This window comes from Plantibacter sp. VKM Ac-2885, assembly GCF_015351205.1.
Classification (GTDB): domain Bacteria; phylum Actinomycetota; class Actinomycetes; order Actinomycetales; family Microbacteriaceae; genus Plantibacter; species Plantibacter auratus.
On the sequence record NZ_JADKSK010000001.1, the window covers coordinates 1,682,051 to 1,707,592 of the forward strand.

Consider the following 25,542-nt stretch of genomic DNA (forward strand, 5'->3'; position numbering starts at 1 on the left):
ACCGCGATGGAGCGGCACGACCCGCAGGCGCCCCGGGAAGGGTTGCGATGCCGAGGATCTCCGTTGTCGACCGACGAGCCGAGCTGATCAGCGCCGCCCTCCGCGTCGTCGCAGCCGAGGGTGTCGCCGCCGCCACGACCAGGGCCATCGTGGCCGAGGCCGGGATGTCGCTCGCCAGCTTCCACTACGCCTTCGCCTCCCGCGACGAGCTCCTCGCCGAACTGGTCGCACACGTCGTCGAGCATGAACGCGTCGTCCTCGACATCGGCGAGCTGCTGACGGACGAGGACACCGGTCAGGAGCATCCGCCCACCCTGGAGGCCGTCGTCCGTGCCGGCCTCGAACGCTACGTCGACCTCCTCCGCGCCGATCCGGATCGGGAGGCGGCGATGCAGGAGCTCAGCGCCTACGCGATGCGGACGCCGGGCCTCGAACACCTCGCGCTCGAGCAGTACCGACGGTACGAGGAGCTCGCGTGTGAGGCGCTCGCGCTCGCAGCCACGGTCAGCGGCAGCACCTGGACGCAGCCCGTCGACGAGATCGCGCGGACCGTCATCGCCTTCACCGACGGCCTGACACTCGGCTGGCTGGTGCGACGCGACGATGCCGAAGCCCGGCGACTCGTCGGGACGGTGGCGCACCTCGTCGCAACCCTCGCCGAACCGGGGTCGAGATGAGCGGCCTCGGCACCGCAGCCGTCGACCACCCGGCCGACCGACGCGTCACCGGGCGCTGGGTCGCCGCCTTCGCGGTCGCCTGGCTGGGCGTCTGGATGGCCCAGCTCGCCCCGCTGCAGCTCCTCCTGCCCGCGCAGATCGACGCGACGCTCGCTCCCGAGCACTGGGTGGACAGCGTCGTCGCCTTCGGAGTCGTCGCCGGGGCGGCCGGACTCTGCTCCATCGTCGTGTATCCGCTGACGGGCGCCCTGTCCGACCGCACACGGTCGCGATTCGGGAGACGCCGCCCGTGGATCGCGGGTGGTGCGCTCGTCTTCGCCCTGGGGCTCGTCCTCCTCGGACTCCAGACCGGCATCGTCGGCATCGGCGTCTGCTGGTGCCTCGCCATCATCGGCTTCTGCATCCTCGGAGCGGCGCTCACCGCGACCATCTCCGATCAGGTGCCCGTGGGGCAGCGCGGCTTCGTCTCGGGGTGGATCTCCGCTCCGCAGGCCGTCGGGGTCATCCTCGGCATCGCCCTCCTGCTCCTGCTCGGCACCCAGATGGGCGTGGGGTACCTGGCACTCGCCGTCCTCCTGATCGTGCTCGTCGTGCCCTTCCTCCGGCTGCCCGATCCACTCCCGACGGGCGAGCGCCCCGCGCCACTCACCGTGCACGCGCTCCTGGAGAGCCTCTGGATCTCACCGCGACGGCACCCCGACTTCGCCTGGACCATGCTCAGCCGCGTCCTCGTGAACCTCGGCAACGCCTTCAGCACCTCGTTGCTGTTCTACTTCCTGCTCTTCGGGCTGGGGGACGCCGACGCCGAGACCGACCTCCTGCTGGTCACGGTCGTCTACACGGTGTTCGTCGTCGGGTCCTCGATCCTGCTCGGCCGACTGTCCGACCGCATCGGCCGACGACGCGTCTTCGTCGTCGCGGCCTCCGCCTCACAGGCGCTCGCCGCACTCCTGCTCGCGATCTGGCCCTCGCTGCCGATGGGGTTCGTCTCGGCGGCGCTCATCGGGCTCGGCTACGGCTGTTTCATGTCGGTCGACCAGGCGCTCGCGACACAGGTCCTGCCGGACCCGGCGTCGCACGGCAAGGACCTCGGCATCATGAACATCGCCCAGGCGGTGCCGCAGGCGGTCGCTCCGCTCATCGGCGCCTGCCTCGTCGCCTGGCTCGGCGGATTCGCCGGCCTGTACCTCGTCTCCGCGGCCTGCGCCGTCGCAGGGGCGGTCGCTGTCACCCGAGTACGAGGAGTGCGCTGATGAGCATCGAACTGACCGCCGGCGGCCGGGTGTCCGACCCGATGCCCTGGCTCGACCCGAGACGGTACTGGGGCGGCATCGAGCGGGCCGTCTCGGACGTCGACTCGCCCGTCGCCGTCCTGCAGCTCGGAGCCCTCCGCCACAACACGCACGACATGCTCCGACGGGCCGCGGGGAAACCGATCCGCGTCGCCAGCAAGTCCATCCGCGTCCGAGCGGTGATCGACGCGCTCCTCAGACAACCCGGGTACGCCGGCGTGCTGGCCTACTCCCTGTCCGAGGCGCTCTGGTTGTCCGAGACGGTGGACGACATCGTGGTCGGCTACCCGACGGCGGAGCGGGGCGCCATCGCGCGGCTGGCCGCCGACGAACGGGCGGCCTCGCGGATCACCCTCATGATCGACTCCCTCGACCACCTCGACCTCGTCGACGCAGTGACGCCACCGGAGCGACGCGCACGCATCCGCGTGTGCATCGAGCTCGACGCCTCCTTCCGTGCGCCCGCCCTCGGCCACGTCGGTGTGCGCCGCTCTCCGCTGCGCACGCCGGACGAGGTCCGGGCTCTCGCGCAGGCGGTCGTCGCCCGACCCGGCTTCAGCCTGGTCGGGATCATGGCCTATGAAGCGCAGATCGCCGGGCAGGGGGACGACCTCGCGGGTCGACCGGCGTGGTCGGCTGCGCTCCGCGCGATCCAGCGGCGCTCGTGGGCCGAACTCCGGGAACGTCGTGCCGCCGTGGTCGCGGAGGTCCGAGCGGTCGCGGAGTTGGAGTTCGTCAACGGCGGCGGGACGGGATCCCTGGAGCTCACCGCGTCCGACGACTCGGTGACCGAGATCGCCGCGGGGAGCGGCGTCTTCGGCGGACACCTCTTCGACCACTACCGGGCGTTCACGCCGGCACCGGCCGCGGCGTTCGGTCTGTCGGTCGTCCGGAAGCCGTCGCCGGAGCTCGCGACGATCCTCGGCGGCGGATGGGTCGCCTCCGGTCCGCCAGGGCTCGACCGCCTCCCGCTCATCGCGTGGCCGGAGGGCCTCGAGATGCTCCCGCGGGAGATGGCCGGCGAGGTGCAGACGCCGGTCTCCGGGGTTGCTGCGGCGTCGCTCCGTCTCGGTGACCGCGTCTGGTTGCGGCACACGAAGTCCGGGGAGCTCAGCGAACGAGTGGACGCCTTCCACGTGGTCGGGGACGACGGGGTGGAAGCCGTCCTACCGACGTACCGCGGCGAAGGGCAGGGGTTCGTCTGATGGGGAAGACGACAGCGTGGACGAACTGGGCGCGGACCGAGCGGGCGTGGCCCGTGCGGGTCGAGCGACCCGACTCGGTCGGCGCGGTGCAGCGCCTCGTGCGTGCCGCAGCGGGGGCGGGCCTCCCGATCAAGGCGGTCGGAGCCGGACACAGCTTCACCGGGATCGCCGTCGCGCCCGGTGTGCTGCTCGAGCTCGACGCCCTGAGCGGCCTGGTCCGGGTCGATCGGGAACGTAACCGCGTGACCCTCCGCGCCGGCACGCGCCTCCACGACATCCCCCGTCTCCTCGAACCGTTCGGTCTCGCCATGCCGAACCTCGGTGACATCGACCGGCAGTCCGTCGCCGGCGCGATCTCCACCGGAACGCACGGGACCGGGTCGGCGTTCGGCGGCATCGCGACGCAGGTCGTCGGGGTGACGATGGTGACCGCGGACGGCGAGCTGCTGACGTCGGACGCCGAGCAGGAGCCAGAGCTCCTCCCGGCGCTGGCGCTCGGGCTCGGAGCGCTCGGGATCCTCGTCGAGGTCACGCTGCAGTGCGTCCCGGCGTTCGTGCTGCACGCGGTGGAGCGGCCGGAGCCGCTCGACGAGCTGCTGCCCGAGCTGCTCGACCGGGCCGCCGCCGTCGACCACTTCGAGTTCTACTGGTTCCCGCACACCACGACCGCCCTGACCAAGACGAACCACCGGCTGCCGGGTGACGCGCCCACCAGGCCACTCCGCCCGGTCGCGAAGTGGGTCGACGACACGCTCCTCGCCAACGGGGTCTACCGGGTCCTCTGCAACACGGGCGTCGTCGCGCCGGCCATCGTCCCGCGCGTGAACCGGCTCGCGGACCGCCTCGTCGGCGACCGCGAGTTCACCGATCGGTCGACGCGCGTGTTCACCACGAGCCGCACGGTGCGGTTCGTGGAGATGGAGTACGCGGTGCCGCTCGAGCACCTCCCGACCGCGTTCGCCCGGATCCGCGCGCTCATCGAGGAGCGAGGGTGGCGGATCTCCTTCCCCATCGAGGTTCGGGTCGCAGCGGCCGACGAGCTGTGGCTCTCCACGGCATCAGGACGAGCGACCGGATACGTCGCCGTGCACCGCTTCTTCCGTGAGGACCCGGGGGAGTACTTCCGCGCCGTCGAGGCGATCATGATCGAGTTGGGCGGTCGGCCCCACTGGGGCAAACGGCACGGCCGTGACGCGTCGTCCCTGCGTGGCGTCTATCCTCGCTTCGACGAATTCGTCCGCCTCCGCGACCGTCTCGACCCCGGCCGCCTGTTCGGGAACCGGTACCTCGCACGTGTCCTCGGCGAATGACGGCCCGCCGGGAGTCCGGTGCGTCCGCGCTGCGCGCCTGCTGCGTGCTTCCTCCGAACTCCCCAAGGGCACCGGCAGGTCGCAGGTAGAATGAGCAGACCCGCTCTCCATCGACTCACAAGGAGCCCATCCTCATGGAATGGCTGATCCCAGTCCTCATCGTCGTCGCCCTGGTCGTCATCGTCGGCATCTACTTCTGGGTGACGTACAACTCGCTCGTGACGCTGAACGTGCGGGTCGAGGAAGCGTGGAGCGACATCACCGTCCAGCTGAAGCGGCGCGCCGACCTCATCCCGAACCTCATCGAGGCGGTCAAGGGGTACGCGGCACACGAGAAGGCCGTGTTCGAGAACGTGACCAAGGCTCGCGCCGAGACGCTCACCGCACAGGGGCCGGCGGCCGTGAGCGAGGCCGAGACCCACATGCAGCAGGCGCTGAAGAGTATCTTCGCCGTCGCGGAGGCCTACCCGCAGCTCCAGGCGAGCCAGAACTTCCTCCAGCTCCAGTCCGAGATCGTCGACACCGAGGACAAGATCCAGGCCTCGCGCCGCTTCTACAACGGTGGTGTCCGGGAGCTGAACACCAAGGTCAAGGTGTTCCCGAACAACCTGTTCGCCAAGGGCCTCGGGTTCTCGGAGCACGACTTCTTCGAGGTCACCGACAACGCGGCGATCGCCGAACCGCCGCGCGTCCAGTTCTGACGTGCGGTAGCGCAGTCCCATGTACCGCGCCATCGCCAGGAACAAGCTCAACACGGCCCTGATCTTCGTCGTCTTCCTCGTCATCATCGGCGGCCTCGGTTGGCTCGCGGGGTATCTCTACCAGAACCTGACGATCACGATCGTGGTGCTCGTCGTGGCCGTCGTGTACGCGGTGATCCAATACTTCTTCGCGGGGCGGCAGGCCATCGCGATGACCGGAGCGCAGCGCATCGAGCTGGCCGACAACCCGAGGCTGTACCGCATCGTCGAGAACCTCGCGATCACGACCGGGACGCCGATGCCCGAGGTGTACCTCATCGCCGACCCGGCACCCAACGCCTTCGCGACTGGTCGCGACCCCCAGCACGCGATGGTGGCGGCGACGACCGGCCTCCTCGAGATCCTCAACGACGCCGAGCTGGAGGGGGTCATGGCCCACGAACTCGGTCACGTCCGCAACTACGACATCCGCGTGTCCATGGTCGTCTTCGGCCTCGTCGTCGCGATCGGGTTCCTCTCCGACATGCTCCTCCGGATGACGATCTGGGGAGGCGGCAACCGGAACAACAATAACGGCGGCAACCCCGTCATGTTGATCATCGGCATCGTGGCGATGCTCGTGGCACCCCTACTCGCGACGCTCGTCCAGCTGTCCATCTCGCGGCAGCGCGAGTACCTCGCCGACGCGACGGGCGCCCTCACGACCCGTCACCCGGAAGCGCTCGCGAGCGCACTGGGGAAGCTCGCCGCCTACGGTCGACCGATGGCGAAGCAGAACTCGTCCATGGCGCACCTCTGGATCTCCGACCCGTTGAAGCCCGGCGTGGTCGCCCGCTTGTTCAGTACCCACCCGCCGCTCGTCGAACGGATCAAACGCCTGAGCACCATCGGCGGCGGCTTCTAGGCGAGGGCCTCCCGGCCCCGGACACACGAATGGGGCGGCACCCGGAGGTGCCGCCCCATTCGGCGTTCAGGCGAGAACCGTTACTCGGTCTGCTCGTCGGAGTCGAACGTCACCGTGACCTTGTCGTCGGCGTCGATCGTGATCTTGCCGGGGAAGTTCAGGTACGTGTCCCACACCTGCTGACCCGCCACGGCGCTGCCGTACCAGGAGGCGTCGAACGAGCCGTCGATCCGGCCGTCCGAGGTGTAGAAGTACGAACCGCTCTCATCGACCTCGACGGTCGGGGGAGAGGTGAGCGTCCACGTCACCGGGCCGACACTCGTGAACTGCTTCTGCTGCCAGTCCGGCATGACGCCACAGGTGGTGTCGAGCGTGGTGGCGTCGAGGCACTTCTCGATCATCGCGACGACCTGCTTCGTGACCTCGGTCGTGAGTGCCTCGGTGGCGGTCACGTCGATGTCGATGAAGGCCGAACCCTCGCCAGCGCTGTACGAGCTCAGCGTGATGGTCTGGGCATCGCCCTGCAGGAACTTGCTCTCCGGCGGTGCGACCGTGTAGATGGCCGGGTAGGCGAACAGGCTCTCGTCGGACGCGCCGTCGAAGTTGACGCCGTTGACGCTGAACGCCGTGCCACCGAGACCGGTGTAGACGTTGATGCTGCCGACGAGGGAGCTGGCGAGCTTCCACTGGTCGAAGAACAGGAACTGCTTGCCTTCGCTCTCGAGCGTGACCGAGTCCTCGTACTTCTTGCCACCGAGTTCGTACGTGACCTGCACGCGTGCCTCGCCGTTGCGGTTGTAGACGCGGCCGACCTCAGGGTTCTTGATGCGCTCGTCGGCACCCTTCAGGACCTCGTTGGTGAGCAGTGCGGTCGGCTTGACGGCGGCCGGAGCCTCGGCTTCGGCGTCCGCATCCGGATCGGCCGACGCGGACGGGTCCGGGGTCGCCTCGGGCTCTGCGGACTCCTCAGGCGCTGCGGACTCGTCGTCGGTGCTGCCGACGATCGAGGGGTCCGGTGCGACGAGGCTCGTCGCGAGCTTCGCGTCGCCGGCGGCGATGGCCTTGAGGTATTCCTCGACCTTCGCCTGCGGGCCGAACGCCGTGGTGTTCAGCACGCTGATGGTGATGGCGGCGGCGGCGATGAGCACGAGTGCGCCACCGGCGATCGACGACCACAGGATGATCCGCTTCTTCTGCTTCGGGTCCATCGGCTGCTTCGGAGCACCGGTCGCGTACGGGTTCTGCGCCGTCGCGTACTGGCCGTTGGGCTGCTGGCCCTGCTGGTACGGGTTCTGGGCGCCGGCCTGCTGACCGGTCTGCTGACCGTAGGGAGCCGGGGGTGCCTGGTTCGGCGTCTGCTGCTGCCCGGACTGGTACGGGTTCTGCTGGCCCTGCTGACCCTGCTGACCCTGCTGGTACGGGTTCGGCGTCTGCTGCTGGCCGGACTGGTACGGGTTGGGCTGCTGCTGGCCGGACTGGTACGGGTTGGGCTGCTGCTGACCCTGCTGGTACGAGGGCTGCTGGTCACCCTGGGACGGCTGGTTCTGCTGCTCGCCCGGGTTCGGTCGGCCTGGTTGCTGTGGTGTGGTGTCGTCGTTGCTCATGGGCGGGTTCCCCTCGTTTCGGACCATGAAGGTGCTCATCAACTTAGCAGTCGGTGTGCATCCCCTGAGAGTGATTGCGCCTCCTGAGCATGGGGAGTAGTACCCATCTCCGACGCGCGCGAGCCGGGGAGGAGCCGGGTACCGACCGCATGCGCGAGGGGCGCCGCCAGCGTCCCGCGGTCGACGACGACCACCGCGTCGAGTCCCTGCCAGCGGGCCGTCTGTGCGAGGAGCTCCGCGAGGCGTCCCGCGATCGCGTCGTCGGCGACGGGACGAAGCCCTCTGGCGACGGCATCCTGGTGTCCACGCTCGAACCAGGCGGACTGGACCCGCAGGACCCCGGCCTGGCGGTCGCTCTTGAGATCGACGCGCGCGACGATCTCGCCGTCGATGAGGACCGGTAGCACGTAGTAGCCGTAAACGCGCTTGGGCTCCGGCGTGTAGATCTCGATCCGGTAGTGGAGTCCGAACATGCGGAGGGCGCGTTCACGGAACCAGACGACCGGGTCGAACGGGCTGAGCAGCGCGGCCCCTTCGATCCGTCGCGGCCGTCGGGCGTCGCGGTGCAGCCACGCCTCCTGCGGGCCACCGCGTCGGTCCCAGCCGGCCACGGTCACGGGTTCGAGGACACCGGCGTCCACGAGCTCGTCGACCGCTCGGCGGACGGCGGTCTGCGGCTTGATCCGGAAGTAGTCCGCGAGGTCCGCGACGGTCGCGACGCCCTGCGCTGCCGCGGCCTGCTCGACGAGCGCACGGATCGCGTCGGGCCGGGCGACCTCGAGGTCGAGGAGGTGCTGCGGCAGCACGTGCTCGGCCAGCGCGTACCGGCGCTCGAACCGGTCGCGACCGGCCGTGACCACCTCGCCATAGAGGAACAGGACCTCCAACGCCCGTTTCACATCGGACCATCCCCACCAGGGTCCGCGTCGGACGTTCGCGTCGTGTTCGATCTCGCTCGCCTTCAGCGGCCCCTCGACGCGCAGGAGCGCTCGGACCCAGTCCAACATCTCCGTGTTCTGGCTCGCCCAGGTGGTCTCGTCGCCGGCATGCTTCGCGCGGTGCGCGTCCATCCGCCACCGGAACAACGGCCACGAGTCGCGGGGGATGAAGGCCGCCTCATGCGCCCAGTACTCGAGGTAGGCCGCGTCGGCTCCGAGGGTGAGTCGATCGAGCAGCGTCTTGTCGTACCCACCGAGCCTCGCGAACAGCGGCAGGTAGTGACTGCGCTCGAACACGTTGACGGAGTCGATCTGCAGGAGACCCAGGCGATCGATCGTCGAGCGCAGGGTGCGCGTACCCGCCGGAGTCGTGCGCTGCGGGGCGCCGAACCCTTGCGCACCGAGCGCGATCCGTCGGGCGAGGGCGGGGGAAAGGGAAGCGGACACGGCCCGACGCTAGCACCGGCGTCGGACACCCGCCCTGCACCGGCGGAAGCGCCGCCGCCCGACCGGCGTCCGCATGCGCTCACGGGCATGTGCCAGCCATACACTTGAGCAATGGCGGACGACACTCCGAAGACCTGGTGGGGACGCTTCCTTCCCGAAGCGGCCTCGCCCGTGCGCGAACCGGACCTGAGCGGGTCGAGCAGCGTCCCGCGCGGCATGCGCGTGGCCGCAGCGTGGTCCTGGCGGATCCTGCTGGTGGCCGCGGTCGTCGCGCTGCTCGTCTTCCTCGTCGTGCAGCTCCGCCTCATCGTGATCCCGCTGCTGATCTCCGTCCTGATCTCGGCGCTCCTGAAGCCTCTCGTCGACGTCCTGGTGCGGCACCGCTGGCCGAAGGGCCTCGCCATCGCGCTCGCGATGGTCGGCACGCTCTCCGTGGTGAGCGGACTGATCTTCCTCGCCATCTCGCAGATCACCTCGCAGTTCGCCTCCGTGCAGGCCCGCACCATGACCGCCTACGGCGACTTCAAGGCCTTCCTGCTCGCCAGCCCGCTGCACGTGACCGAGACACAGCTCAACGACTTCATCGCCCAGGCGTTCGACTCGCTCCAGCAGGACAGCCAGGTCCTGCTCTCAGGCGCCCTGTCGATCGGTTCGACGCTCGGCCATGTCGCGACGGGCGTCTTCCTGACGCTCTTCTGCCTGCTGTTCATGCTCATCGACGGACGGACGATCTGGCGTTGGACGGTGCGCGTCTTCCCGCAGCGGGCACGACCCGCCGTCGACAGCGCCGGTCGCGCAGGGTGGCGGACGCTCGGCAACTACGTCCGCACGCAGATCCTCGTGGCCTCGATCGATGCGGTCGGTATCGGACTCGGTGCGTTCTTCCTCGGCGTCCCGCTCGCGATACCGGTCGCCGTGCTCGTCTTCCTCGGCTCGTTCGTGCCGATCGTCGGCGCCGTGGTGACCGGAGCCGTCGCCGTCTTCCTCGCGCTCGTCTACAACGGTCCCGTCATCGCGCTGCTCATGCTCGGCGTCGTGCTCCTCGTCCAGCAGCTCGAGGGGCACGTCCTGCAGCCGCTCATCATGGGTACGGCCGTCAAGGTCCACCCGCTCGCCGTCGTCCTCGCCGTCGCGGGCGGCACGCTCGTCGCCGGCATCCCCGGCGCCCTGTTCGCGGTGCCCGTGGTGGCCGTGATCAACGTCATGGTCCACACCATCGCCAGCGGCACCTGGCGGACCGGCGGCAGTGCTCCGCCGGAACCCGGCGCCGACGGTGCCATCTGGCAGACCGTCCCGACCCCCAGACGAATCCGTCCGGGCTCCCGCTCGTCGCACGAGCCGCAGGATCGCCCAGGCGATCAGGAGCCCCAGCACCCCAGCGAAGACCTCCGAGAGACCTCGTCCCCAGAAAGTCCAGGACCCCGCACACCATGACCGATTCAACGACCACCACGCCCGTGTTCCCCGGCCCGTCGCTCGCCGCATTCGAGCGGGCCAGGGACACCCTCGTCGGCACCGTCCAGCGCACGCCGATGGAGAGCTCCCGATACCTCGCCGACGTCCTCGGCGTGCCCGTGCACCTCAAGTGCGAGAACCTCCAGCGGACCGGCTCCTACAAGATCCGCGGCGCGTACAACCGCATGTCCAGCCTGACCCCCGAGGAGCGGGCGCGCGGCGTCGTCGCCGCCTCGGCGGGCAACCACGCGCAGGGAGTCGCCTTCGCCGCCCGTGAGCTCGGCATCACCGCGACCATCTTCATGCCGGTCGGCGTCCCGCTCCCGAAGCTCGCCGCCACGCGCGACTACGGTGCGCACGTCATCCTGCGCGGCCACACGGTGGCGGAACCGCTGATCGCCGCCGCCGAGTTCGCCGCGGAGACCGGTGCCATCCTCATCCCGCCGTTCGACCACCCGGACGTCATCACCGGGCAGGGCACGCTCGGGCTCGAGATCCTCGAGGAGGTCCCCGACGTCGAGACGGTCATCGTGCCGATCGGCGGCGGCGGGCTGATCTCGGGTGTCGCAGCTGTCATGAAGCAGCGCGCGGCCCTCGAAGGACGCACCATCCGCGTGATCGGCGTCCAGGCGGCGAACGCGGCCGCGTACCCGGCGTCGCTGGAAGCCGGAACCCCGACGACCATCACCGTGCAGCCGACCATCGCCGACGGCATCGCCGTGGCCCGTCCCGGTGAGCTCAACTTCGAGATGATCAGCGCCCTCGTCGACGAGGTCGTCACCGTCAGCGAAGACGACCTCGCCCGGGCGATCGTCGTCCTCCTCGAGCGCGCCAAGCTCGTCGTCGAACCTGCTGGAGCCGCCGGTGTCGCGGCGATCCTGGCCGGGAAGATCGAGCCGACCGGCACGACGGTCACCATCCTCTCCGGCGGCAACATCGACCCGCTCCTGCTGCAGCGGGTCGTCAGCCACGGCCTCGCGGCGTCGGACCGCTACCTGACGCTGCGCATCCCGCTGCCCGACCGACCGGGGCAGCTCGCACGGACGGCGGAGCTCGTCGCGCAGGCCAACGCGAACGTCATCGAGGTGCTGCACACCCGGCACGGCCACGGCTTGCAGATCAGCGACGTCGAACTCGAGCTCAGCATCGAGACGCGTGGGCCCGACCACCGCGACCTCGTCGTGCAGACGCTCCGCGAGGCGGGGTACGACCCGCAGATCGTCGACGACTGATCCGACTGACGGAACGCAGAAGGGCCCCGCCGTGTCGGCGGGGCCCTTCTGCGTCTGGTCGGTCGCGAAGGCGCGACCTACTGGATCAGGAACCGGTGTAGGTCTCCACCGCGCTGATCGACACGGTGATCTCCTTGCCGTTCGGCGCCTCGTAGGTGGTATTCTCGCCGATCTTCAGACCGAGGATGGCTGCACCGAGCGGGCTGCCCTCGCTGTAGACGTCGAGGTCGGTGTTGCCGGCGATCTCGCGGCTGCCAAGGAGGAACCGCTCCTCGCCGCCCGCGACGACGGCCGTGATGACGGTGCCGGACTCCACGACACCACTGGACTGCGGTGCCTCGCTCACCTTGGCGTCGCGCAGCATCTGCGTGAGCGTTCGGATGCGGGCCTCCTGCTTGCCCTGTTCGTCCTTCGCGGCGTGGTAGCCGCCGTTCTCCTTGAGGTCGCCCTCTTCGCGAGCCGCTTCGATGCGCTTGGCGATCTCCTCGCGGCCCGTCGTGCTGAGGTGCTCGAGTTCCGCCTGCAGCCGGTCGAAGGCCTGCTGGGTGAGGAACGTCTCCTGGATCTGCTCGGACACGATGGAACTCCTTTGCATGGTGGGTCCGCACACGACGGCCGAAACGCCCGTCATATGCCAGACGCCCCGGCGGAGTGCCGGGGCGTATGAAGTACTGCCTTCGAGTATCGCACGATCGGCGCGGGAGTGCGGCGCACGCGCCGACGCCGTCGTGGGTCAGGAACGGTGCTCGACCACCCAACAGGTGTCGACGACGCCGGTGTTACTGAGCTCCGTGGTGCGGACGCTCTCCGTGAACGTGCGGGTGCGCTGCTCGGACGGCGGCAGCTCGACGACCTTCCATCCGACGACCGCGAACTGCTCGTTGAGCGCCTGGACCGAGCAGGCCATGGGGGTGTCCTGCGGACCGGTGACCTCGAAGGACACGCTGACCATCGTGTCGTCGACGATCTCGTGCGCCGTGTTGCGCGACTCGATGCTCGGCCGACTGCCGTCGAGACCGGCCCACACGACCCACGCGATGAAGACGACGGCGAACGCTGCGGCGGCCAGCCAGATCAGGCGGCGGTCGCGGGCACGGTTGCCAGGGGTGCGTCCGTATCGCGCCGCGATGGCGTCCTGAGGGCCGGCATCCTGCAGGGGAGAGGTCACGTCACGGGCTCCGGTTCGAACGGTTAAGCTGGACCAGGAGTGCGAGACGCCTCGAGGCCGACACCTCAAGCGTATTGCCTCTTCCTGGATGCGGAGTCCCGACCGCGTCGTCACGTCACGAGTCGCGAAGCGGTCCCCTCGCGCAGACCAGCCGGAAGGCGGAGCACCATGACCATGAGACTGCTCGCCGTGCACGCGCACCCCGACGACGAGTCGAGCAAAGGGGCGGCGACGCTCGCACACTACCGGAGCCTCGGCGCCGAGGTCATGGTCGTCAGCTGCACGGGTGGTGAACGCGGCGACCTCCAGAACCCCGGGCTCGCCGACGTCGCGATGATCGAGCGCGACCTCCCCGGCTACCGTCGCCTCGAGATGGCCGCGGCGCAGGAGATCCTCGACATCGAGCACCGGTGGCTCGGCTACCAGGACAGCGGGATGGCCCGCGACGACGGCACGGTCCCACCCGCGAGCTTCGCCGACATCCCCCTCGGGGTCTCGACCGGTGTGCTCGTGCGCATCGTCCGCTCCTTCCGGCCGCAGGTCATCATCACCTACGACGAGAACGGGGGCTACCCGCACCCCGACCACATCCGGTGCCACGAGGTGAGCGTCGCCGCGTTCGAAGCGGCGGCCGATCCCACGCGCTATCCCGAAGCGGGCGAGCCCTGGCGCGTCGACAAGCTGTACTACGACCGCTCGTTCAGCCCCGCCCGGCTCGAAGCCGTGTACGCCTACCTGCTGGAGCACCACCCCGACGACCCGGCGGTCGAGCGACTGGCCGAGATGCGCGAGTGGATGGCCGGCCGGCCCGATCTCGCGACGACGCACGTGCGCGTCGGCGACTTCTTCGAGGCTCGCGACGCCGCGCTCCGGGCGCACGGCAGCCAGGTGCCGCCAGACTCACCGTTCTTCTTCTGGCCCAACGACGTCCTCCGTGCCGCATGGCCGTTCGAGGACTACCAACTGGTCACGTCGCACGTCGCGTCGACCACCCCAGAGTCGGAGCTGTTCGACGGCATCGACACCAGCGAAGGAACCGCATGATGCACCACCTGTTCACCGAGGTCCTGTTGGCGGTCACGCCGTCGCCGTCGCCCTCGCCGGCGTTCGACGAGAACCAGGTGACGCCGGGACCGTGGGGCTTCGTGATCACCTTCGCCATCGCCGGAGTCGTCGTCTTCCTCGTCATCGACATGGTGCGTCGCGTGCGCCGGGTCAACTACCGCGCGGAGATCGACGAGCGGCTCCAGGCCGAGGTCGCCGAGCGGGCAGCCGCGGACCGCGCGGGGAGCGACGCCGGCAAGGCGGCCCCCGCAGGCGTCGAGGACGACCCTCGCCCGCCGTCGGACCAGTCGGCCCGCTGACACCACCACCGCGACGCCTCGCCGCTCGCGGGGTCGCGGGCCGTCAGCGGTTGTAGACCGGGTCGATCGCGATCAGCAGGATCCCGAACCAGTGGCAGAGGAACGCGAGCACCGTGCACAGGTGGAACAGCTCGTGGAACCCGAACCGCCCCGGCCAGGGGTTCGGTCGCTTCATGGCGTACATGACCGCGCCGACCGTGTAGAACAGGCCACCGGCGGCGACGAGCACCATCGTGGCGAAGTTGCCGCGGGCGATGTCGCCGAGGTACGCGACCGCACCCCACCCGAGCGCCAGGTAGAGCGGGACGTAGAGCCACCGCGGGGCGTTGATCCAGAACACGCGGAAACCGATGCCGAGGAGCGCGCCGCCCCAGACGAGCACGAGCAGGAGGTTGCCCTGCGCCGGTGGTAGCGCGAGCACGGCGAGCGGCGTGTAGGTGCCGGCGATCAACAGGAAGATGTTGGCGTGGTCGATCCGCTTGAGGAGGAGCTTGACCGAGGGGCGCCAGGAGAACCGGTGGTACAGCGCCGAGTTCCCGAAGAGCAGCATCGAGGTGAGCACGAACACCGTCGAACTCCACTTCGCTGCCGCACCCTGTGCGAGCACGACGAGGACGATCCCGGCGACGATCGAGATGGGGAAGATCCCGGCGTGCAGCCATCCGCGCCAGGTCGGTTTGACCTCCTCCGGTGCGGCGGCATCGTCGGCGGCGACCTCGAGCAACGGCAGCTTCGGCAGCTCGGGGTCTCCACTCGTCATGGGTCCAGGATACGGGGTGGCACGGAACGCGTACTGGGAGCGATGCAGGAAACTGCACTAGCGTTGCAGGGTGATGACGAGGCATTCCGCACCGGTGGACGGCTTCCTGTACGGCGTCTACGCACGCCGCCTCCGGAAGGCGCTCACTCCGCAGACGCTGCCGCACCATGTCGCGATGATCATCGACGGCAACCGGCGGTGGGCCAAGCAGCTCGGGTACGACACCGCGGCGCACGGACACCGGGCCGGTGCGGCGAAGATGCGCGAGTTCCTGACCTGGTGCGACGACCTCGGCATCGGCGTCGTCACCCTGTACCTGCTGTCGAGCGACAACCTGGTGAACCGCGCACCGGACGAGCTGGACGACCTCGTCGACATCATCGCCGACCTCGCCGAGGGGCTGTCGCACTACCGTGACTGGCGCGTCAAGCACGTCGGTTCGAGCGATGGGCTCCCGGAGTCGTTGCGCACGGCGTTGACGAGCGCGGAGGAGCGCACGGCCGACCGTTCCGGCATGCACATCAACCTCGCGGTCGGCTACGGCGGCCGCACCGAGATCGTGGACGCGATGCGCGCGATCGTCGCCAAGCACCACCTCGAGGGTCGGAGCCTGGAAGACCTCGCAGCGCTGCTCACCCCCGACCTCATCGGTGAGCACCTCTACACGGGAGGCCAGCCCGACCCCGACCTCGTCATCCGCACCAGCGGCGAACAGCGGATGAGCGACTTCATGCTCTGGCAGAGCGCCCACAGCGAGTTCTACTTCGTCGAAGCGCTCGGGCCCGACCTCCGCGAGGTCGACTTCCTCCGCGCCCTCCGCGACTTCTCCAGGAGACAGCGGCGGTTCGGCGGATGAGCCGGTCCACGCCCGCCTCGGAGCCGGACGAGCCGGAGACGGCGTCCCGGTTGGAGACGTTCCAAGCGGGATTCGGTGAGGTCGACGGCTATCTCAACTACGGCAGTGTCGGTCCGTTGGCCGCGTCCGTCGTCCTCGAGGCCGCCCGCTGGAACGACGTGCTCGCGAGCGCGACCCCCGGCACGCTCGGCGAGGTCGACGGGCAGGACGAACGGATGCGGACCGCCGTCGGGACGCTCACCGGGTTCCGCGCCGACCAGGTCGTCGCCCAGCCCAACACCTCGCAGGGCCTGATGCACGCGGTGTTCGGCCTGAGCGGCACGGTCCTGCTCTCCCGCCTGGAATACCCCACGCTGCCGCTCGCCGCGGAGCGGGCCGCCGAGCACCGGCACCTGCTCACGCCGAGATGGCTCGAGACGCGACGCGGACACGTGACGGCCGAGAGTGTGCGCGAGCAGCTGGACGACACCGTCACCGCCGTGGCCGTGAGCCTCGTCGACTACCGCACCGGATACGTCTGCGACCTCGAAGCCGTCCGTGAGGCGATCGGCGACCGCCTCCTGATCATCGACGCCATCCAGGGCTTCGGTGTGGTCGACGCCCCCTACGCCGTCGCCGACGTGGTCGCCTCGGGCGGGCAGAAGTGGATGCGGGCGGGCTGGGGCACCGGATTCCTCGCCCTGAGCGACCGCGCCGTCGAGCGACTCGAGCCGGTCTTCTCCGGCGTGACCGGCACCGACGAGGCCTGGCCGTTCAGCGCTACTCCGGCACCGAGCCGATCGGCGCGCGCGTACTCGATCACCAGGCCCGACCCGCTCGCGGCGGCACGGTTCGCGGCGTCCTTGGAGGACACGGTCGCCGTCGGCACCGCGACGGTCCACGCCGCGATCGCCGAGCTCACGGCCGAGGTGATCGAGCTCGCGGACGAGTTCGGCGTCGCGGTGGTCTCCTCGCGAGACGAGCACGAACGCGCGGGCATCGTCGTCCTGGAGCCGGAGGAGTCCGTCCTCGACACACTGTGGACCTCGCTCGAGAACCACGGCGTCACCGCGACCATCCGCGCCGGGGCCGTGCGGCTCAGCGTGCACGCCGGTACCAGCCGGCAGACGCTGGACCAGCTGCGCGGTGCGCTGCTGTCGTTCGCGACGGCCGCGAACTACTGAGCCGCCGTCCGACCACCGGCGGGCCAGGAGACGGCCCCCATCTGTTCACCTCCCCGTAACAGGACACGGGGCGTGTCGTCGCGTCGATGTCGGCGGCCGGACGTACGTTCATCTCATCGGGCATGGAGCCCGGTCGAGACGGCCACACAAGTTCGGCTCGAAACCCTGCAGGCGGCCGTTTCGCACAGTGATCCGAGCATCAGATGCTCGGGGTGGGAGTGGTTGTGGCCTCGCGAGAAATCCAGAACACGTCAGCCGGGACCGAGACGCGGGACGCGTCGACGAGACGGAGCCGGCGACCCGCCGACCACACGGCGAGCGGGGGAGATCAGGCGCAGGCCGAGATCACCTACGTGCTCGACACCTCCGTGCTGCTGTCGGACCCCAAGGCGCTCTTCCGGTTCGCGGAGCACGCCGTCGTCATCCCGGTCGTCGTCATCAGTGAGCTCGAGGGCAAGCGCAACGACCCCGAGATCGGCTACTTCGCACGTCAGGCACTCCGCATCCTCGACGAGCTCCGCATCGAGCACGAACGCCTCGACTTCCCGATCCCCGTCGGTGACGGCGGATCCCTGCGGGTCGAACTCAACCACTCGAGCATGGCCTCGCTGCCGTCCGGCCTCCAGCTCGGCGACAACGACTCGCGCATCCTGGCGGTCGCGCTGAACCTGGCGAACGACGGCCTGACGGTCACAGTCGTGTCCAAGGACCTGCCGCTGCGTGTCAAGGCGGCGTCCATCGGTCTGCAGGCCGAGGAGTACCGGGCGGAACTCGCGGTCGACTCCGGCTGGACGGGCATGTCCGAGATCACCCTCGGCTCCGAGGACATGAGCACGCTGTGGGAGCGCGAGGAGGGGACGACGCCGATCATCGAGGACCTGCCGATCAACACGGGCCTCGTGATCCACTCGGACCGGGGATCCGCACTCGGGCGGGTCACGGGCAAGCGCAGCTACAAGCTCGTCCGCGGCGACCGCGACGTCTTCGGTCTGCACGGACGCTCGGCCGAGCAGCGGCTCGCGATCGATCTCTTGCTCGACCCCGAGATCGGGATCCTCTCGCTAGGAGGTCGAGCAGGGACGGGGAAGTCCGCGCTCGCCCTCTGCGCGGGTCTGGAGGCCGTCCTCGAGCGACAAGCGCACAAGAAGATCATGGTGTTCCGCCCGCTGTACGCGGTCGGCGGTCAGGAGCTCGGGTACCTGCCCGGCGACCAGGGCGAGAAGATGAACCCCTGGGGACAGGCGATCTTCGACACGCTCGGCGCGGTCGTCTCGCAGAACGTGCTCGACGAGGTGGTGGAGCGGGGGATCCTCGAGGTGCTCCCGTTGACGCACATCCGCGGCCGGTCGCTCCACGACGCCTTCGTGATCGTCGATGAGGCTCAGTCGCTCGAGCGCAACGTCCTCCTCACGGTCCTCAGCCGGATCGGGCAGAACTCGCGGGTCGTCCTCACGCACGACGTCGCCCAGCGCGACAACCTGCGCGTCGGCCGACACGACGGCGTCGCCTCGGTGATCGAGACGCTCAAGGGGCACCCGCTGTTCGCGCACGTCACGCTGACGCGCTCGGAGCGCTCGGCCATCGCGGCACTCGTGACCGAGATGCTCGAAGGGAACGAACTGGCCTAGCGGCCGTCGGCGGAGCGGGCTCGCGAGGCTCGCTCCGCCGGCTCCGGCCGCCTGTGGAGAACGCCGCAGGCCGGCACGAGGATCCTCCTATCCTGACGGGATGCCCTCGCGACCGACCTCCACCGGCAGGCAGCTGCGCCCGCGTATCGCCACCGCGGCGATGGCCGGCTCGACGCTGCTGCTCGTAGGGGTCACCGTGGCCCGGCTCGGCCCCGACCCGCGTCCGGTCGGCATCGTGCTCGTATGGCTCGCCTGCATCACGCCGCCGCTCGTGCGCATCGACGTCGCGGAGCGGCGGCTCCCGAACCGTCTCGTGCTGCCGGCGCTCGCCATCGCGGTGCCGGTCACCGCGGTCGATGCCGCAGTGCGTCAGGTGGCCCCGCTCGAACCGCTCCTGATGGGGTTCGCGGTCGGCGCCGTCCTGTACGTGTGCGCCCTCTTCGGCGGGCTGGGCATGGGGGACGTGAAGCTGGGCGCGATGCTCGGCCTCGCGGTCGGCTGCTTCGGGACGTCCGCGGTACTGCTCTTCGCGGTGGTGTCGGTCTCCTCGGCCGGCCTCGCGGGTGTGGTCGTCGTGCTTCTCGCACGCTTCCGTGGTGGCTCCGCCGGTTGGCGCACGCGCATCCCGTTCGGCCCGTTCCTGCTCCTCGGCTGCTGGAGCGCCATCGCCGCCACAGCGTGACCACACGGACGGAGACGGCCCCGGAACCGCGTGGGTTCCGGGGCCGTCCGGTCGTTCGACGAGCGGGTCGACTCAGCCGGGGTGCGTCATCGAGAGGACGTCGAGCGCCGTGTCGAGCTGCTCCTCCGTGATCTCGCCGCGTTCGACGAACCCGAGGTCGACGACGGCCTCGCGGACGGTGAGGCCCTTGGCGACGGAGTGCTTGGCGATCTTCGCCGCCGACTCATAGCCGATGATCTTGTTCAGCGGGGTGACGATCGAGGGCGAGGAGCCGGCGAGTGCCGCGGCGCGGTCGAGGTTGGCCTCGAGGCCGTCGACGGTCTTGTCGGCGAGGACCCGGGTCGCGTTCGACAGGAGACGGATGCTCTCGAGGAGCGCCGTGCCCATGACCGGGATCGCCACGTTGAGCTCGAAGGAGCCCGAGGCGCCGGCCCAGGCGATGGTCGCGTCGTTGCCGATGACCCGGGCGCCGACCATCAGGACGGCCTCCGGGATCACGGGGTTCACCTTGCCGGGCATGATCGAGGATCCCGGTTGGAGGTCGGGGATGTGCAGCTCGCCGAGACCGGTGTTCGGGCCCGAGCCCATCCAGCGGAGGTCGTTGCAGATCTTCGTGAGGCTCACCGCGATGACCCGGAGGGCTCCCGAGGCGTCGACGAGTCCGTCGCGAGCGCCCTGGGCCTCGAAGTGGTCCTGGGCCTCGGTGATGGGCAGCTCGGTCTCCTGCGCGAGCAGCTCGATGACGAGCTGGGGGAAGCCCTTCGGCGTGTTGATGCCGGTGCCCGTCGCGGTTCCGCCGAGCGGGACCTCCGCGACGCGGGGGAGCGCCGTGCGCACGCGCTCGATGCCGAGACGCATCTGGCGGGCGTAGCCACCGAACTCCTGGCCGAGGGTGACCGGCGTGGCGTCCATGAGGTGCGTCCGGCCCGGCTTCACCGCGGTCTTCCACAGCTCGGCCTTGCGCTCGAGCGACACGGCCAGGTGGTCGAGGGCCGGGATGAGGTCGTCGATGAGGGCGCTCGTGACCGCGATGTGCACCGAGGTCGGGAAGACGTCGTTGGAGGACTGCGAGGCGTTGACGTGGTCGTTGGGGTGCACCGGGCTGCCGAGGCGCGCGCTCGCGAGCGTCGCCAGGACCTCGTTCATGTTCATGTTCGACGAGGTGCCGCTGCCGGTCTGGTAGGTGTCGACCGGGAACTGCGCGTCGTGCGCGCCGGTGATGACCTCGTCGGCTGCAGCGGCGATCGCGTCGGCGACACCCTGGTCGAGGACGCCGAGCTTGGCGTTCGCGAGTGCCGCGGACTTCTTGATCCGGGCCAGCGAGGCGATCTGCGCCGACTCGAGCCCGCTGCCCGAGATCGGGAAGTTCTCGACGGCCCGCTGCGTCTGCGCACCGTAGAGCGCGTTGGCGGGGACCCGCACCTCGCCCATGGTGTCGTGTTCGATGCGGTACTCGGTTGCTGAGGTGTCTACCACGCTGTTCGTTCTCCTTCGTGCGATTGCGGTGGTGCTGCGCTCGACCGGTCGGTGAGCGGAGTGGAGGTCATTCGGGGACGGTGACGTCGCCGATCACGATGTCGGCGACGGCGGTGCCCTCGAGGAGCTTGTAGTTCGCGCCGATGATGGCGACCGTCCCGGCCGCCACGGCGTCGCTGATGAGCTCGGAGCGCGAGACGACCTCCATGACGGTGCGGCGGAGGTGGCGTCGTCCGACCTCGGAGGTGTCGACGGAGGCTGCGTCGATCGGTGCAGGGCCGGCGACCGCACTCACGGCGGGGACGATCTGCTGGATCAGCTGGTCGATGTACGGGGGGAGCGGCGTTGCGTCCTCGATCTGCGAGTCGATGGCCGCGCGGACGGCGCCGCACTCGTCGTGCGCGAGCACGAGGATGAGCGGGACCTGCAGGACGCCGACGGCGTACTCCAGGGTGCCGAGCACCGAGTCGGAGACGATCTGGCCGGCGTTGCGGACGACGAAGAGGTCGCCGAGTCCCTTGTCGAAGATGATCTCGGCCGCGAGGCGGGAGTCGGAGCAGCCGAAGATGACCGCCTCCGGGGCCTGGGAGTGCGCGAGCGTGGCGCGGCGTTCGACGTCCTGGCGGGGGTGGGCGGGCTGACCGGCGACGAACCGCGCGTTGCCGCGCTGCATCTCGCGCCAGACGGCACCGGGGCGCTTCTGGGTCATTCTGAGTCCGTTTCTGCAGGGGCGCCCGACGGGGCGTCGAGGTTGGCGGTGACCCCGGTGCGCACGGAGCGTGCGACATCGAGGACGTACTCGGGCTTCGCCGTGCCGAACACGGCGATCGTGCTCCGACCGGCGACGGTCGACAGGGCGTACGCGACGTTACCGTCGTCGGAGCCGCTGCCGTTCGCGTATTCGACCCACTCGACGCCGTCGATGGTGACGGTTCCGGTGGGCCGGGCTTCGTCGAGCTCGGCGAGGAGCCAGGTGTCGTTGGCGTCCACGCCTTGGACGAGGCCGACGAACTCGTCGTCGGGGGAGATGAGTCCGACGTTCCAGGAGCGGATGTCGGGTGTGCCGGCGACCGGTGAGGCTGCGGTGCGGACGTCGGCGTAGTTGCTGCCCCAGTCGTCGCCGAGCTCGGGGGTGAGGAGCGGGACGGGGAGGTCGGGCTGCGCCTGGCCGGCGAGCTGCGCGTAGTCGACGGTCGGGCGTTCCGGGGCCTCACCTCGGGGCACGGCGAGCACGATCACGACCACGAGGCCGACCGTGGCCAGGAGCGACAGGACGAGGTTGTTGACGGTCTTGCGCGAGCGGTAGAGGCGGGAGTTCTCCGCCTTGCGGTCTGCGGTCTCCTGCGGCGTCTCGGGGCGGCCGAGCTCGGCAACGACGCGCGGCGGCTTGGTGTCCTTCACCGCGATGCGTCCGGAGTGCCGGATCCGAGCTGGGCGGCGCGAGCCGCGTCCAGCCGTGCCTTCGCGCCGATCAGCCACTCCTCGCAGCGCTGGGCGAGCTGTTCGCCGCGCTCCCAGAGCCGGAGGGAGTCCTCGAGCGACGCCGAGCCCTGCTCCAGCTCGGACACGACACGCACGAGCTCGTCGCGTGCCTGCTCATAGCTGAGCTCCTGGACATCGGAGGGGGTTGGCATGCTTCTATCCTATTCGTCGTCGGTCCGGGCGGCAGCCGTGGCCGGGCCGGTACTGGAGGCGCCGATCGCGCCGGAGGCGAGGGTGACCAGGAGCTCCGTCCCGGCGGGGGCGTCGCCCTCCGCACGGATGACCGCGCCACCCGGGACGCCGGCCTCCGGGTCCGCTCGCTGGACGATGGCGTAGCCGCGGTCGAGCGTGCGCTGCGGCGACAGGGCGCGGAGGTGCGCGCGCAGTTCCGTCACCTCGCGCTGGGAGCGCTCGACGGCGCGGTCGATGAGCTCGGCACCCCTCGCGACCGTGCGGGTCAGCTCGTCCGCCCGCGAGTCGACGATCCAGGACGGGTCGGCGAGCGCAGGACGGGTGCGGAGGGTCGCGAGTCGGTCGATCTCGTGACCGAGCAAGGAGGTCACCCGGGAGGACAACCGGACGCGGGCCTGCTGCACGCGAGCGAACTCCTCCGCGACGTCGGGGACGACCCGCTTGGCGGCATCGGTCGGTGTGGAGGCGCGGAGGTCGGCGACGTCGTCGAGCAGTGGGCGGTCCGCCTCGTGGCCGATGGCGCTCACGAGGGGCGTGGTGCAGGCGGCCGCGGCTCTGACCACGCGTTCGTCGCTGAACCCGAGGAGGTTCTGGAAGTCGCCGCCGCCACGCGCGACGATGATGACGTCGACCTCGGGGTCGGCGTCGAGCGTCTGCAAGGCGCTCACGACGTCGCCGGGGGTGCGGTCGCCCTGGACGGCGGCGTGGACGACGCGGAACCGGACCGACGGCCAGCGCAGCTCCGCGTTGCGCAGGACGTCCTTCTCGGCGTCGGAGTCCTTGCCGGTGACCAGCCCGATGCACTGCGGGAGGAACGGGAGCGGCCGCTTGCGCGACGCGTCGAAGAGCCCCTCCTCGGCGAGCTGCCGACGGAGCCGTTCGAGTCGCTCGAGGAGGTCGCCGATGCCGACGTGCTTCATCGCCATGACCTGCATGGTGAGCGTGCCGCCCTTGAGCCAGTAGTTCGGCTTGACCAACGCGACCACGTGGTCGCCCTGCTTGAGGTCGGCGGGGATCTTCGCTCGGACGGACGACCAGATGGTGAAGCCGACCGTCGCATCGATCTCGAGGTCTTTGAGCTTGCCGTAGACGTTGCCGCCCGAGGCGCCCCATTGCGTGATCTCGCCCTCGACCCAGACCGTGCCGAGGCGGTCGATGTAGTCGCGGAGCTTCGTGCCGAGGAGCGCGACCGGCCAGGGGGCTTCCATGGTGGCCGGTGCATCGCTCATCCCTCAAGCCTAGCCGCGAGCACCGACGGCGCGGGGTCGCGGACCACCCGGGCGTTCACGGCCGACTCCCGAGCGCTGCCGCGTAGAATCCACACGTGACCGATCTCCGCGACGCCCCAGCCATCGGCCTCGGCATGCCGAGGCTCCGACGCATCGCCGGACGCCTCGCTGACCTCCCCGTCGCCGGCGAGAAGCGCGTCCTGCTCGCCGCCCCTCGTGGTTACTGCGCCGGCGTGGACCGTGCGGTCGTCGCCGTCGAGAAGGCGCTCGAGCACTATGGCGCGCCGGTGTACGTCCGGAAGCAGATCGTCCACAACGTGCACGTCGTCGACCAGCTCGAGGCCCAGGGCGCGGTGTTCGTGGAGGAGGTCGACGAGGTGCCGTCCGGCGCGCACATCGTCTTCAGTGCGCATGGCGTCTCGCCAGCCGTGGTCGATGCCGCCGCCGACCGCGGGCTGCTCGCGATCGACGCCACCTGCCCGCTCGTCACCAAGGTCCACCGCGAGGCCGTCCGCTTCGCCCGCGACGACTACGAGATCCTGCTCATCGGACACGAGGGGCACGAGGAGGTCGAGGGGACGGCCGGTGAAGCGCCCGACCACGTCACGCTCGTGACGAGCCCGGAAGCCGTCGACGACCTCGTCGTCGCCGATCCCGACAAGGTCGTGTGGCTCTCGCAGACCACGCTGTCGGTGGACGAGACCATGGAGACGGTCCGCCGCCTGCGCGAGCGGTTCCCGAAGCTCCAGGATCCGCCGAGCGACGACATCTGCTACGCGACCCAGAACCGTCAGGTCGCCATCAAGAAGGTGGCCCAGGACGCAGACCTCGTGATCGTGGTCGGGTCGGCGAACTCCTCGAACTCGGTGCGCCTCGTGGAGGTCGCGCTCGAATACGGCGCGAAGGCCGCGTACCGCGTCGACTACGCGCACGAGATCCAGCAGGCCTGGCTCGACGGCGTCGTCACGGTCGGTGTCACCAGCGGCGCCTCCGTGCCGGAGGTCCTCGTCGACGAGGTCCTCGAAGAACTCTCTGGAGCCGGCTACGGCGCGGTGCAGGAAGTCAAGACGGCCGAGGAGGACCTCATGTTCTCCCTGCCGAAGGAGCTGCGCAAAGACCTTGCCGGCACGACCGATCCGCGCGCCCTGGGAGGGCGTCGACCATGAGCGAATCCCGCCCCCGTCCGCAGTTCGGTGAGTACGCGTCCCCCGAGGAGCAGCGTGCCCGGATCGCCGAGCCCATCGACGAGCAGCGGGCGGAGGAGCTCGGCATCGCGCCTGTCGTCCCCGTCGACCGGCAACCGCGGCAGCAGCAGGAGCCGACCCTCCGCGAGCAGACGCGAGAGCCTGGGGTGGTGCAGCCGGGCGCTCCGACCGTGGCCGCCAGACGACCCGTCGCCGGAGACCGCATTGCGACGTCGATCCTGCTCGGACTCGGCCTCGTCGGCCTGATCGTGACCATGCCGGGCCTGCTCGACCTCCCCGGCCTGATCCGCCCCGCACTCGTGCAGATGGGTGTCTCGGGGTACTCCTCGGACGGTCTCGCGAGCGCCATGGGCATCCTGGCGCTCGGTCTCCAGATCGCCCTGTGGGTGGGCGCCATCATACTGTCGAGCCGGTCGCTCCGCGCGGGTCGACTGACCTTCTGGATCCCGCTCGTCGCCGGTGTCGCGGCGAACCTGGTCGTGGTGATCTGTCTCGCCGTGGCCATGGGCGCCGACCCGGCGTTCATGGAGTACGTCCGCTCGCAGCAGCCGTAGTCGTCCACACACGAAGAA

Annotated in this window: 26 protein-coding genes; 16 read left to right on the plus strand and 10 right to left on the minus strand. The window is 69.9% G+C overall.

The features are described 5' to 3' along the window. Nucleotides 1-47 precede the first annotated feature (47 nt). From ITJ66_RS08125 to ITJ66_RS08150, 6 genes are all read left to right on the plus strand, one after another. Nucleotides 48-677 carry a TetR/AcrR family transcriptional regulator gene (locus ITJ66_RS08125; protein WP_191940755.1) on the plus strand — a complete coding sequence of 210 codons (630 nt, stop codon included), beginning with the start codon at nucleotides 48-50 and terminating at the stop codon, nucleotides 675-677. Beyond that, nucleotides 674-1,930: an MFS transporter gene (locus ITJ66_RS08130; RefSeq protein WP_194644330.1), complete on the plus strand. Its 1,257-nt coding sequence runs from the start codon at nucleotides 674-676 to the stop codon at nucleotides 1,928-1,930. The genes ITJ66_RS08125 and ITJ66_RS08130 overlap by 4 nt, the downstream gene beginning before the upstream one ends. After that, entirely contained in the window at nucleotides 1,930-3,174 is a 1,245-nt protein-coding gene (locus ITJ66_RS08135; protein WP_194644331.1) for an alanine racemase, read from the plus strand. The genes ITJ66_RS08130 and ITJ66_RS08135 overlap by 1 nt, the downstream gene beginning before the upstream one ends. Then, entirely contained in the window at nucleotides 3,174-4,484 is a 1,311-nt protein-coding gene (locus tag ITJ66_RS08140) for a D-arabinono-1,4-lactone oxidase (RefSeq protein WP_194644332.1), read from the plus strand. Before ITJ66_RS08135 ends, ITJ66_RS08140 begins: the two co-directional genes overlap by 1 nt. Nucleotides 4,485-4,618: 134 nt before the next feature. Then, a complete protein-coding gene (locus tag ITJ66_RS08145) occupies nucleotides 4,619-5,185 on the plus strand; it encodes a LemA family protein (RefSeq protein WP_064296457.1) in 567 nt (188 codons plus the stop codon). 19 nt (nucleotides 5,186-5,204) lie between these two features. Then, a complete protein-coding gene (locus tag ITJ66_RS08150) occupies nucleotides 5,205-6,089 on the plus strand; it encodes a M48 family metallopeptidase (protein ID WP_194644333.1) in 885 nt (294 codons plus the stop codon). A gap of 80 nt (nucleotides 6,090-6,169) precedes the next feature. Here the strand turns inward: ITJ66_RS08150 and ITJ66_RS08155 are convergent, their stop codons facing one another. Together ITJ66_RS08155 and ITJ66_RS08160 are read right to left on the minus strand one after the other, a co-directional pair. After that, complete coding sequence (locus tag ITJ66_RS08155; RefSeq protein WP_194644334.1) at nucleotides 6,170-7,693, minus strand: hypothetical protein; 1,524 nt, start codon at nucleotides 7,691-7,693, stop codon at nucleotides 6,170-6,172. 38 nt (nucleotides 7,694-7,731) lie between these two features. Continuing rightward, entirely contained in the window at nucleotides 7,732-9,078 is a 1,347-nt protein-coding gene (locus tag ITJ66_RS08160) for a DNA glycosylase AlkZ-like family protein (protein ID WP_194644335.1), read from the minus strand. Nucleotides 9,079-9,189: 111 nt separating this feature from the next. Between ITJ66_RS08160 and ITJ66_RS08165 the strand changes: the two genes are divergently transcribed. Then, a complete protein-coding gene (locus ITJ66_RS08165; RefSeq protein WP_194644336.1) occupies nucleotides 9,190-10,512 on the plus strand; it encodes an AI-2E family transporter in 1,323 nt (440 codons plus the stop codon). Then, complete coding sequence (gene ilvA / locus ITJ66_RS08170) at nucleotides 10,509-11,765, plus strand: threonine ammonia-lyase (protein WP_194644337.1); 1,257 nt, start codon at nucleotides 10,509-10,511, stop codon at nucleotides 11,763-11,765. The genes ITJ66_RS08165 and ilvA overlap by 4 nt, the downstream gene beginning before the upstream one ends. A gap of 85 nt (nucleotides 11,766-11,850) precedes the next feature. Here the strand turns inward: ilvA and greA are convergent, their stop codons facing one another. Both greA and ITJ66_RS08180 read right to left on the minus strand, forming a co-directional pair. Continuing rightward, the gene (greA, locus tag ITJ66_RS08175; protein WP_370582592.1) at nucleotides 11,851-12,342 is read right to left on the minus strand and encodes a transcription elongation factor GreA; all 492 of its coding nucleotides are present in this window, start codon (nucleotides 12,340-12,342) and stop codon (nucleotides 11,851-11,853) included. A 156-nt stretch (nucleotides 12,343-12,498) separates the two neighbouring features. Beyond that, nucleotides 12,499-12,933: a DUF4307 domain-containing protein gene (locus ITJ66_RS08180; protein ID WP_158596544.1), complete on the minus strand. Its 435-nt coding sequence runs from the start codon at nucleotides 12,931-12,933 to the stop codon at nucleotides 12,499-12,501. Between the two features lie 168 nt (nucleotides 12,934-13,101). On the opposite strand from ITJ66_RS08180, the gene mca reads away from it, so the two are divergent. Beyond that, nucleotides 13,102-13,977 (plus strand): mycothiol conjugate amidase Mca, encoded by an 876-nt coding sequence (gene mca / locus ITJ66_RS08185; protein WP_194644339.1) that lies wholly within the window; start codon nucleotides 13,102-13,104, stop codon nucleotides 13,975-13,977. Then, the gene (locus ITJ66_RS08190) at nucleotides 13,974-14,297 is read left to right on the plus strand and encodes a hypothetical protein (RefSeq protein ID WP_228501534.1); all 324 of its coding nucleotides are present in this window, start codon (nucleotides 13,974-13,976) and stop codon (nucleotides 14,295-14,297) included. The genes mca and ITJ66_RS08190 overlap by 4 nt, the downstream gene beginning before the upstream one ends. Before the next feature lie 43 nt (nucleotides 14,298-14,340). Here the strand turns inward: ITJ66_RS08190 and ITJ66_RS08195 are convergent, their stop codons facing one another. After that, entirely contained in the window at nucleotides 14,341-15,057 is a 717-nt protein-coding gene (locus tag ITJ66_RS08195) for a hemolysin III family protein (RefSeq protein WP_194644340.1), read from the minus strand. Between the two features lie 73 nt (nucleotides 15,058-15,130). On the opposite strand from ITJ66_RS08195, the gene ITJ66_RS08200 reads away from it, so the two are divergent. From ITJ66_RS08200 to ITJ66_RS08215, 4 genes are all read left to right on the plus strand, one after another. Continuing rightward, a complete protein-coding gene (locus ITJ66_RS08200) occupies nucleotides 15,131-15,913 on the plus strand; it encodes an isoprenyl transferase (protein WP_085510483.1) in 783 nt (260 codons plus the stop codon). Then, nucleotides 15,910-17,076, plus strand: a complete 1,167-nt coding sequence (locus ITJ66_RS08205) for an aminotransferase class V-fold PLP-dependent enzyme (RefSeq protein ID WP_194644341.1) — start codon at nucleotides 15,910-15,912, stop codon at nucleotides 17,074-17,076. The genes ITJ66_RS08200 and ITJ66_RS08205 overlap by 4 nt, the downstream gene beginning before the upstream one ends. Before the next feature lie 344 nt (nucleotides 17,077-17,420). Continuing rightward, nucleotides 17,421-18,704: a PhoH family protein gene (locus ITJ66_RS08210; protein WP_370282231.1), complete on the plus strand. Its 1,284-nt coding sequence runs from the start codon at nucleotides 17,421-17,423 to the stop codon at nucleotides 18,702-18,704. Between the two features lie 100 nt (nucleotides 18,705-18,804). Continuing rightward, nucleotides 18,805-19,386, plus strand: coding sequence for an A24 family peptidase (locus ITJ66_RS08215; protein ID WP_194644342.1), 582 nt, complete (start codon nucleotides 18,805-18,807; stop codon nucleotides 19,384-19,386). A 72-nt stretch (nucleotides 19,387-19,458) separates the two neighbouring features. On the opposite strand, the gene ITJ66_RS08220 is transcribed toward ITJ66_RS08215, so the two are convergent. The 5 genes from ITJ66_RS08220 to xseA all read right to left on the minus strand — a co-directional run bounded on the left by ITJ66_RS08220 (nucleotide 19,459) and on the right by xseA (nucleotide 23,765). Then, nucleotides 19,459-20,862 carry an aspartate ammonia-lyase gene (locus ITJ66_RS08220; RefSeq protein ID WP_082455866.1) on the minus strand — a complete coding sequence of 468 codons (1,404 nt, stop codon included), beginning with the start codon at nucleotides 20,860-20,862 and terminating at the stop codon, nucleotides 19,459-19,461. A gap of 67 nt (nucleotides 20,863-20,929) precedes the next feature. Then, entirely contained in the window at nucleotides 20,930-21,571 is a 642-nt protein-coding gene (locus ITJ66_RS08225; RefSeq protein ID WP_064296442.1) for a carbonic anhydrase, read from the minus strand. Then, complete coding sequence (locus ITJ66_RS08230; protein WP_167620449.1) at nucleotides 21,568-22,263, minus strand: DUF4245 domain-containing protein; 696 nt, start codon at nucleotides 22,261-22,263, stop codon at nucleotides 21,568-21,570. The genes ITJ66_RS08225 and ITJ66_RS08230 overlap by 4 nt, the downstream gene beginning before the upstream one ends. Next, complete coding sequence (locus ITJ66_RS08235; RefSeq protein ID WP_064296575.1) at nucleotides 22,260-22,496, minus strand: exodeoxyribonuclease VII small subunit; 237 nt, start codon at nucleotides 22,494-22,496, stop codon at nucleotides 22,260-22,262. The genes ITJ66_RS08230 and ITJ66_RS08235 overlap by 4 nt, the downstream gene beginning before the upstream one ends. A 9-nt stretch (nucleotides 22,497-22,505) precedes the next feature. Continuing rightward, nucleotides 22,506-23,765, minus strand: a complete 1,260-nt coding sequence (xseA, locus tag ITJ66_RS08240) for an exodeoxyribonuclease VII large subunit (RefSeq protein WP_064296441.1) — start codon at nucleotides 23,763-23,765, stop codon at nucleotides 22,506-22,508. A gap of 134 nt (nucleotides 23,766-23,899) precedes the next feature. Here xseA and ITJ66_RS08245 point away from each other — a divergent pair, with 134 nt between their 5' ends. After that, nucleotides 23,900-24,931 carry a 4-hydroxy-3-methylbut-2-enyl diphosphate reductase gene (locus ITJ66_RS08245; protein ID WP_071261248.1) on the plus strand — a complete coding sequence of 344 codons (1,032 nt, stop codon included), beginning with the start codon at nucleotides 23,900-23,902 and terminating at the stop codon, nucleotides 24,929-24,931. Then, nucleotides 24,928-25,524: a DUF6264 family protein gene (locus ITJ66_RS08250; protein WP_194644343.1), complete on the plus strand. Its 597-nt coding sequence runs from the start codon at nucleotides 24,928-24,930 to the stop codon at nucleotides 25,522-25,524. The genes ITJ66_RS08245 and ITJ66_RS08250 overlap by 4 nt, the downstream gene beginning before the upstream one ends. The last annotated feature ends 18 nt before the right edge of the window (nucleotides 25,525-25,542 follow it).

Excerpts from the sequence above, each read along its gene's own strand:
- mca (WP_194644339.1), top strand. The coding sequence starts at position 13,102 with ATGACCATGAGACTGCTCGCCGTGCACGCGCACCCCGACGACGAGTCG.
- ITJ66_RS08235 (WP_064296575.1), bottom strand. The coding sequence starts at position 22,496 with ATGCCAACCCCCTCCGATGTCCAGGAGCTCAGCTATGAGCAGGCACGC.
- ITJ66_RS08140 (WP_194644332.1), top strand. The coding sequence starts at position 3,174 with ATGGGGAAGACGACAGCGTGGACGAACTGGGCGCGGACCGAGCGGGCG.
- ITJ66_RS08250 (WP_194644343.1), top strand. The coding sequence starts at position 24,928 with ATGAGCGAATCCCGCCCCCGTCCGCAGTTCGGTGAGTACGCGTCCCCC.
- ITJ66_RS08200 (WP_085510483.1), top strand. The coding sequence starts at position 15,131 with ATGACGAGGCATTCCGCACCGGTGGACGGCTTCCTGTACGGCGTCTAC.
- ITJ66_RS08190 (WP_228501534.1), top strand. The coding sequence starts at position 13,974 with ATGATGCACCACCTGTTCACCGAGGTCCTGTTGGCGGTCACGCCGTCG.
- ITJ66_RS08150 (WP_194644333.1), top strand. The coding sequence starts at position 5,205 with ATGTACCGCGCCATCGCCAGGAACAAGCTCAACACGGCCCTGATCTTC.
- xseA (WP_064296441.1), bottom strand. The coding sequence starts at position 23,765 with ATGAGCGATGCACCGGCCACCATGGAAGCCCCCTGGCCGGTCGCGCTC.
- ITJ66_RS08145 (WP_064296457.1), top strand. The coding sequence starts at position 4,619 with ATGGAATGGCTGATCCCAGTCCTCATCGTCGTCGCCCTGGTCGTCATC.
- ITJ66_RS08205 (WP_194644341.1), top strand. The coding sequence starts at position 15,910 with ATGAGCCGGTCCACGCCCGCCTCGGAGCCGGACGAGCCGGAGACGGCG.
- ITJ66_RS08215 (WP_194644342.1), top strand. The coding sequence starts at position 18,805 with ATGCCCTCGCGACCGACCTCCACCGGCAGGCAGCTGCGCCCGCGTATC.
- ITJ66_RS08225 (WP_064296442.1), bottom strand. The coding sequence starts at position 21,571 with ATGACCCAGAAGCGCCCCGGTGCCGTCTGGCGCGAGATGCAGCGCGGC.
- ITJ66_RS08125 (WP_191940755.1), top strand. The coding sequence starts at position 48 with ATGCCGAGGATCTCCGTTGTCGACCGACGAGCCGAGCTGATCAGCGCC.
- ilvA (WP_194644337.1), top strand. The coding sequence starts at position 10,509 with ATGACCGATTCAACGACCACCACGCCCGTGTTCCCCGGCCCGTCGCTC.
- ITJ66_RS08245 (WP_071261248.1), top strand. The coding sequence starts at position 23,900 with ATGCCGAGGCTCCGACGCATCGCCGGACGCCTCGCTGACCTCCCCGTC.
- ITJ66_RS08130 (WP_194644330.1), top strand. The coding sequence starts at position 674 with ATGAGCGGCCTCGGCACCGCAGCCGTCGACCACCCGGCCGACCGACGC.
- ITJ66_RS08195 (WP_194644340.1), bottom strand. The coding sequence starts at position 15,057 with ATGACGAGTGGAGACCCCGAGCTGCCGAAGCTGCCGTTGCTCGAGGTC.
- ITJ66_RS08165 (WP_194644336.1), top strand. The coding sequence starts at position 9,190 with ATGGCGGACGACACTCCGAAGACCTGGTGGGGACGCTTCCTTCCCGAA.
- ITJ66_RS08155 (WP_194644334.1), bottom strand. The coding sequence starts at position 7,693 with ATGAGCAACGACGACACCACACCACAGCAACCAGGCCGACCGAACCCG.
- ITJ66_RS08135 (WP_194644331.1), top strand. The coding sequence starts at position 1,930 with ATGAGCATCGAACTGACCGCCGGCGGCCGGGTGTCCGACCCGATGCCC.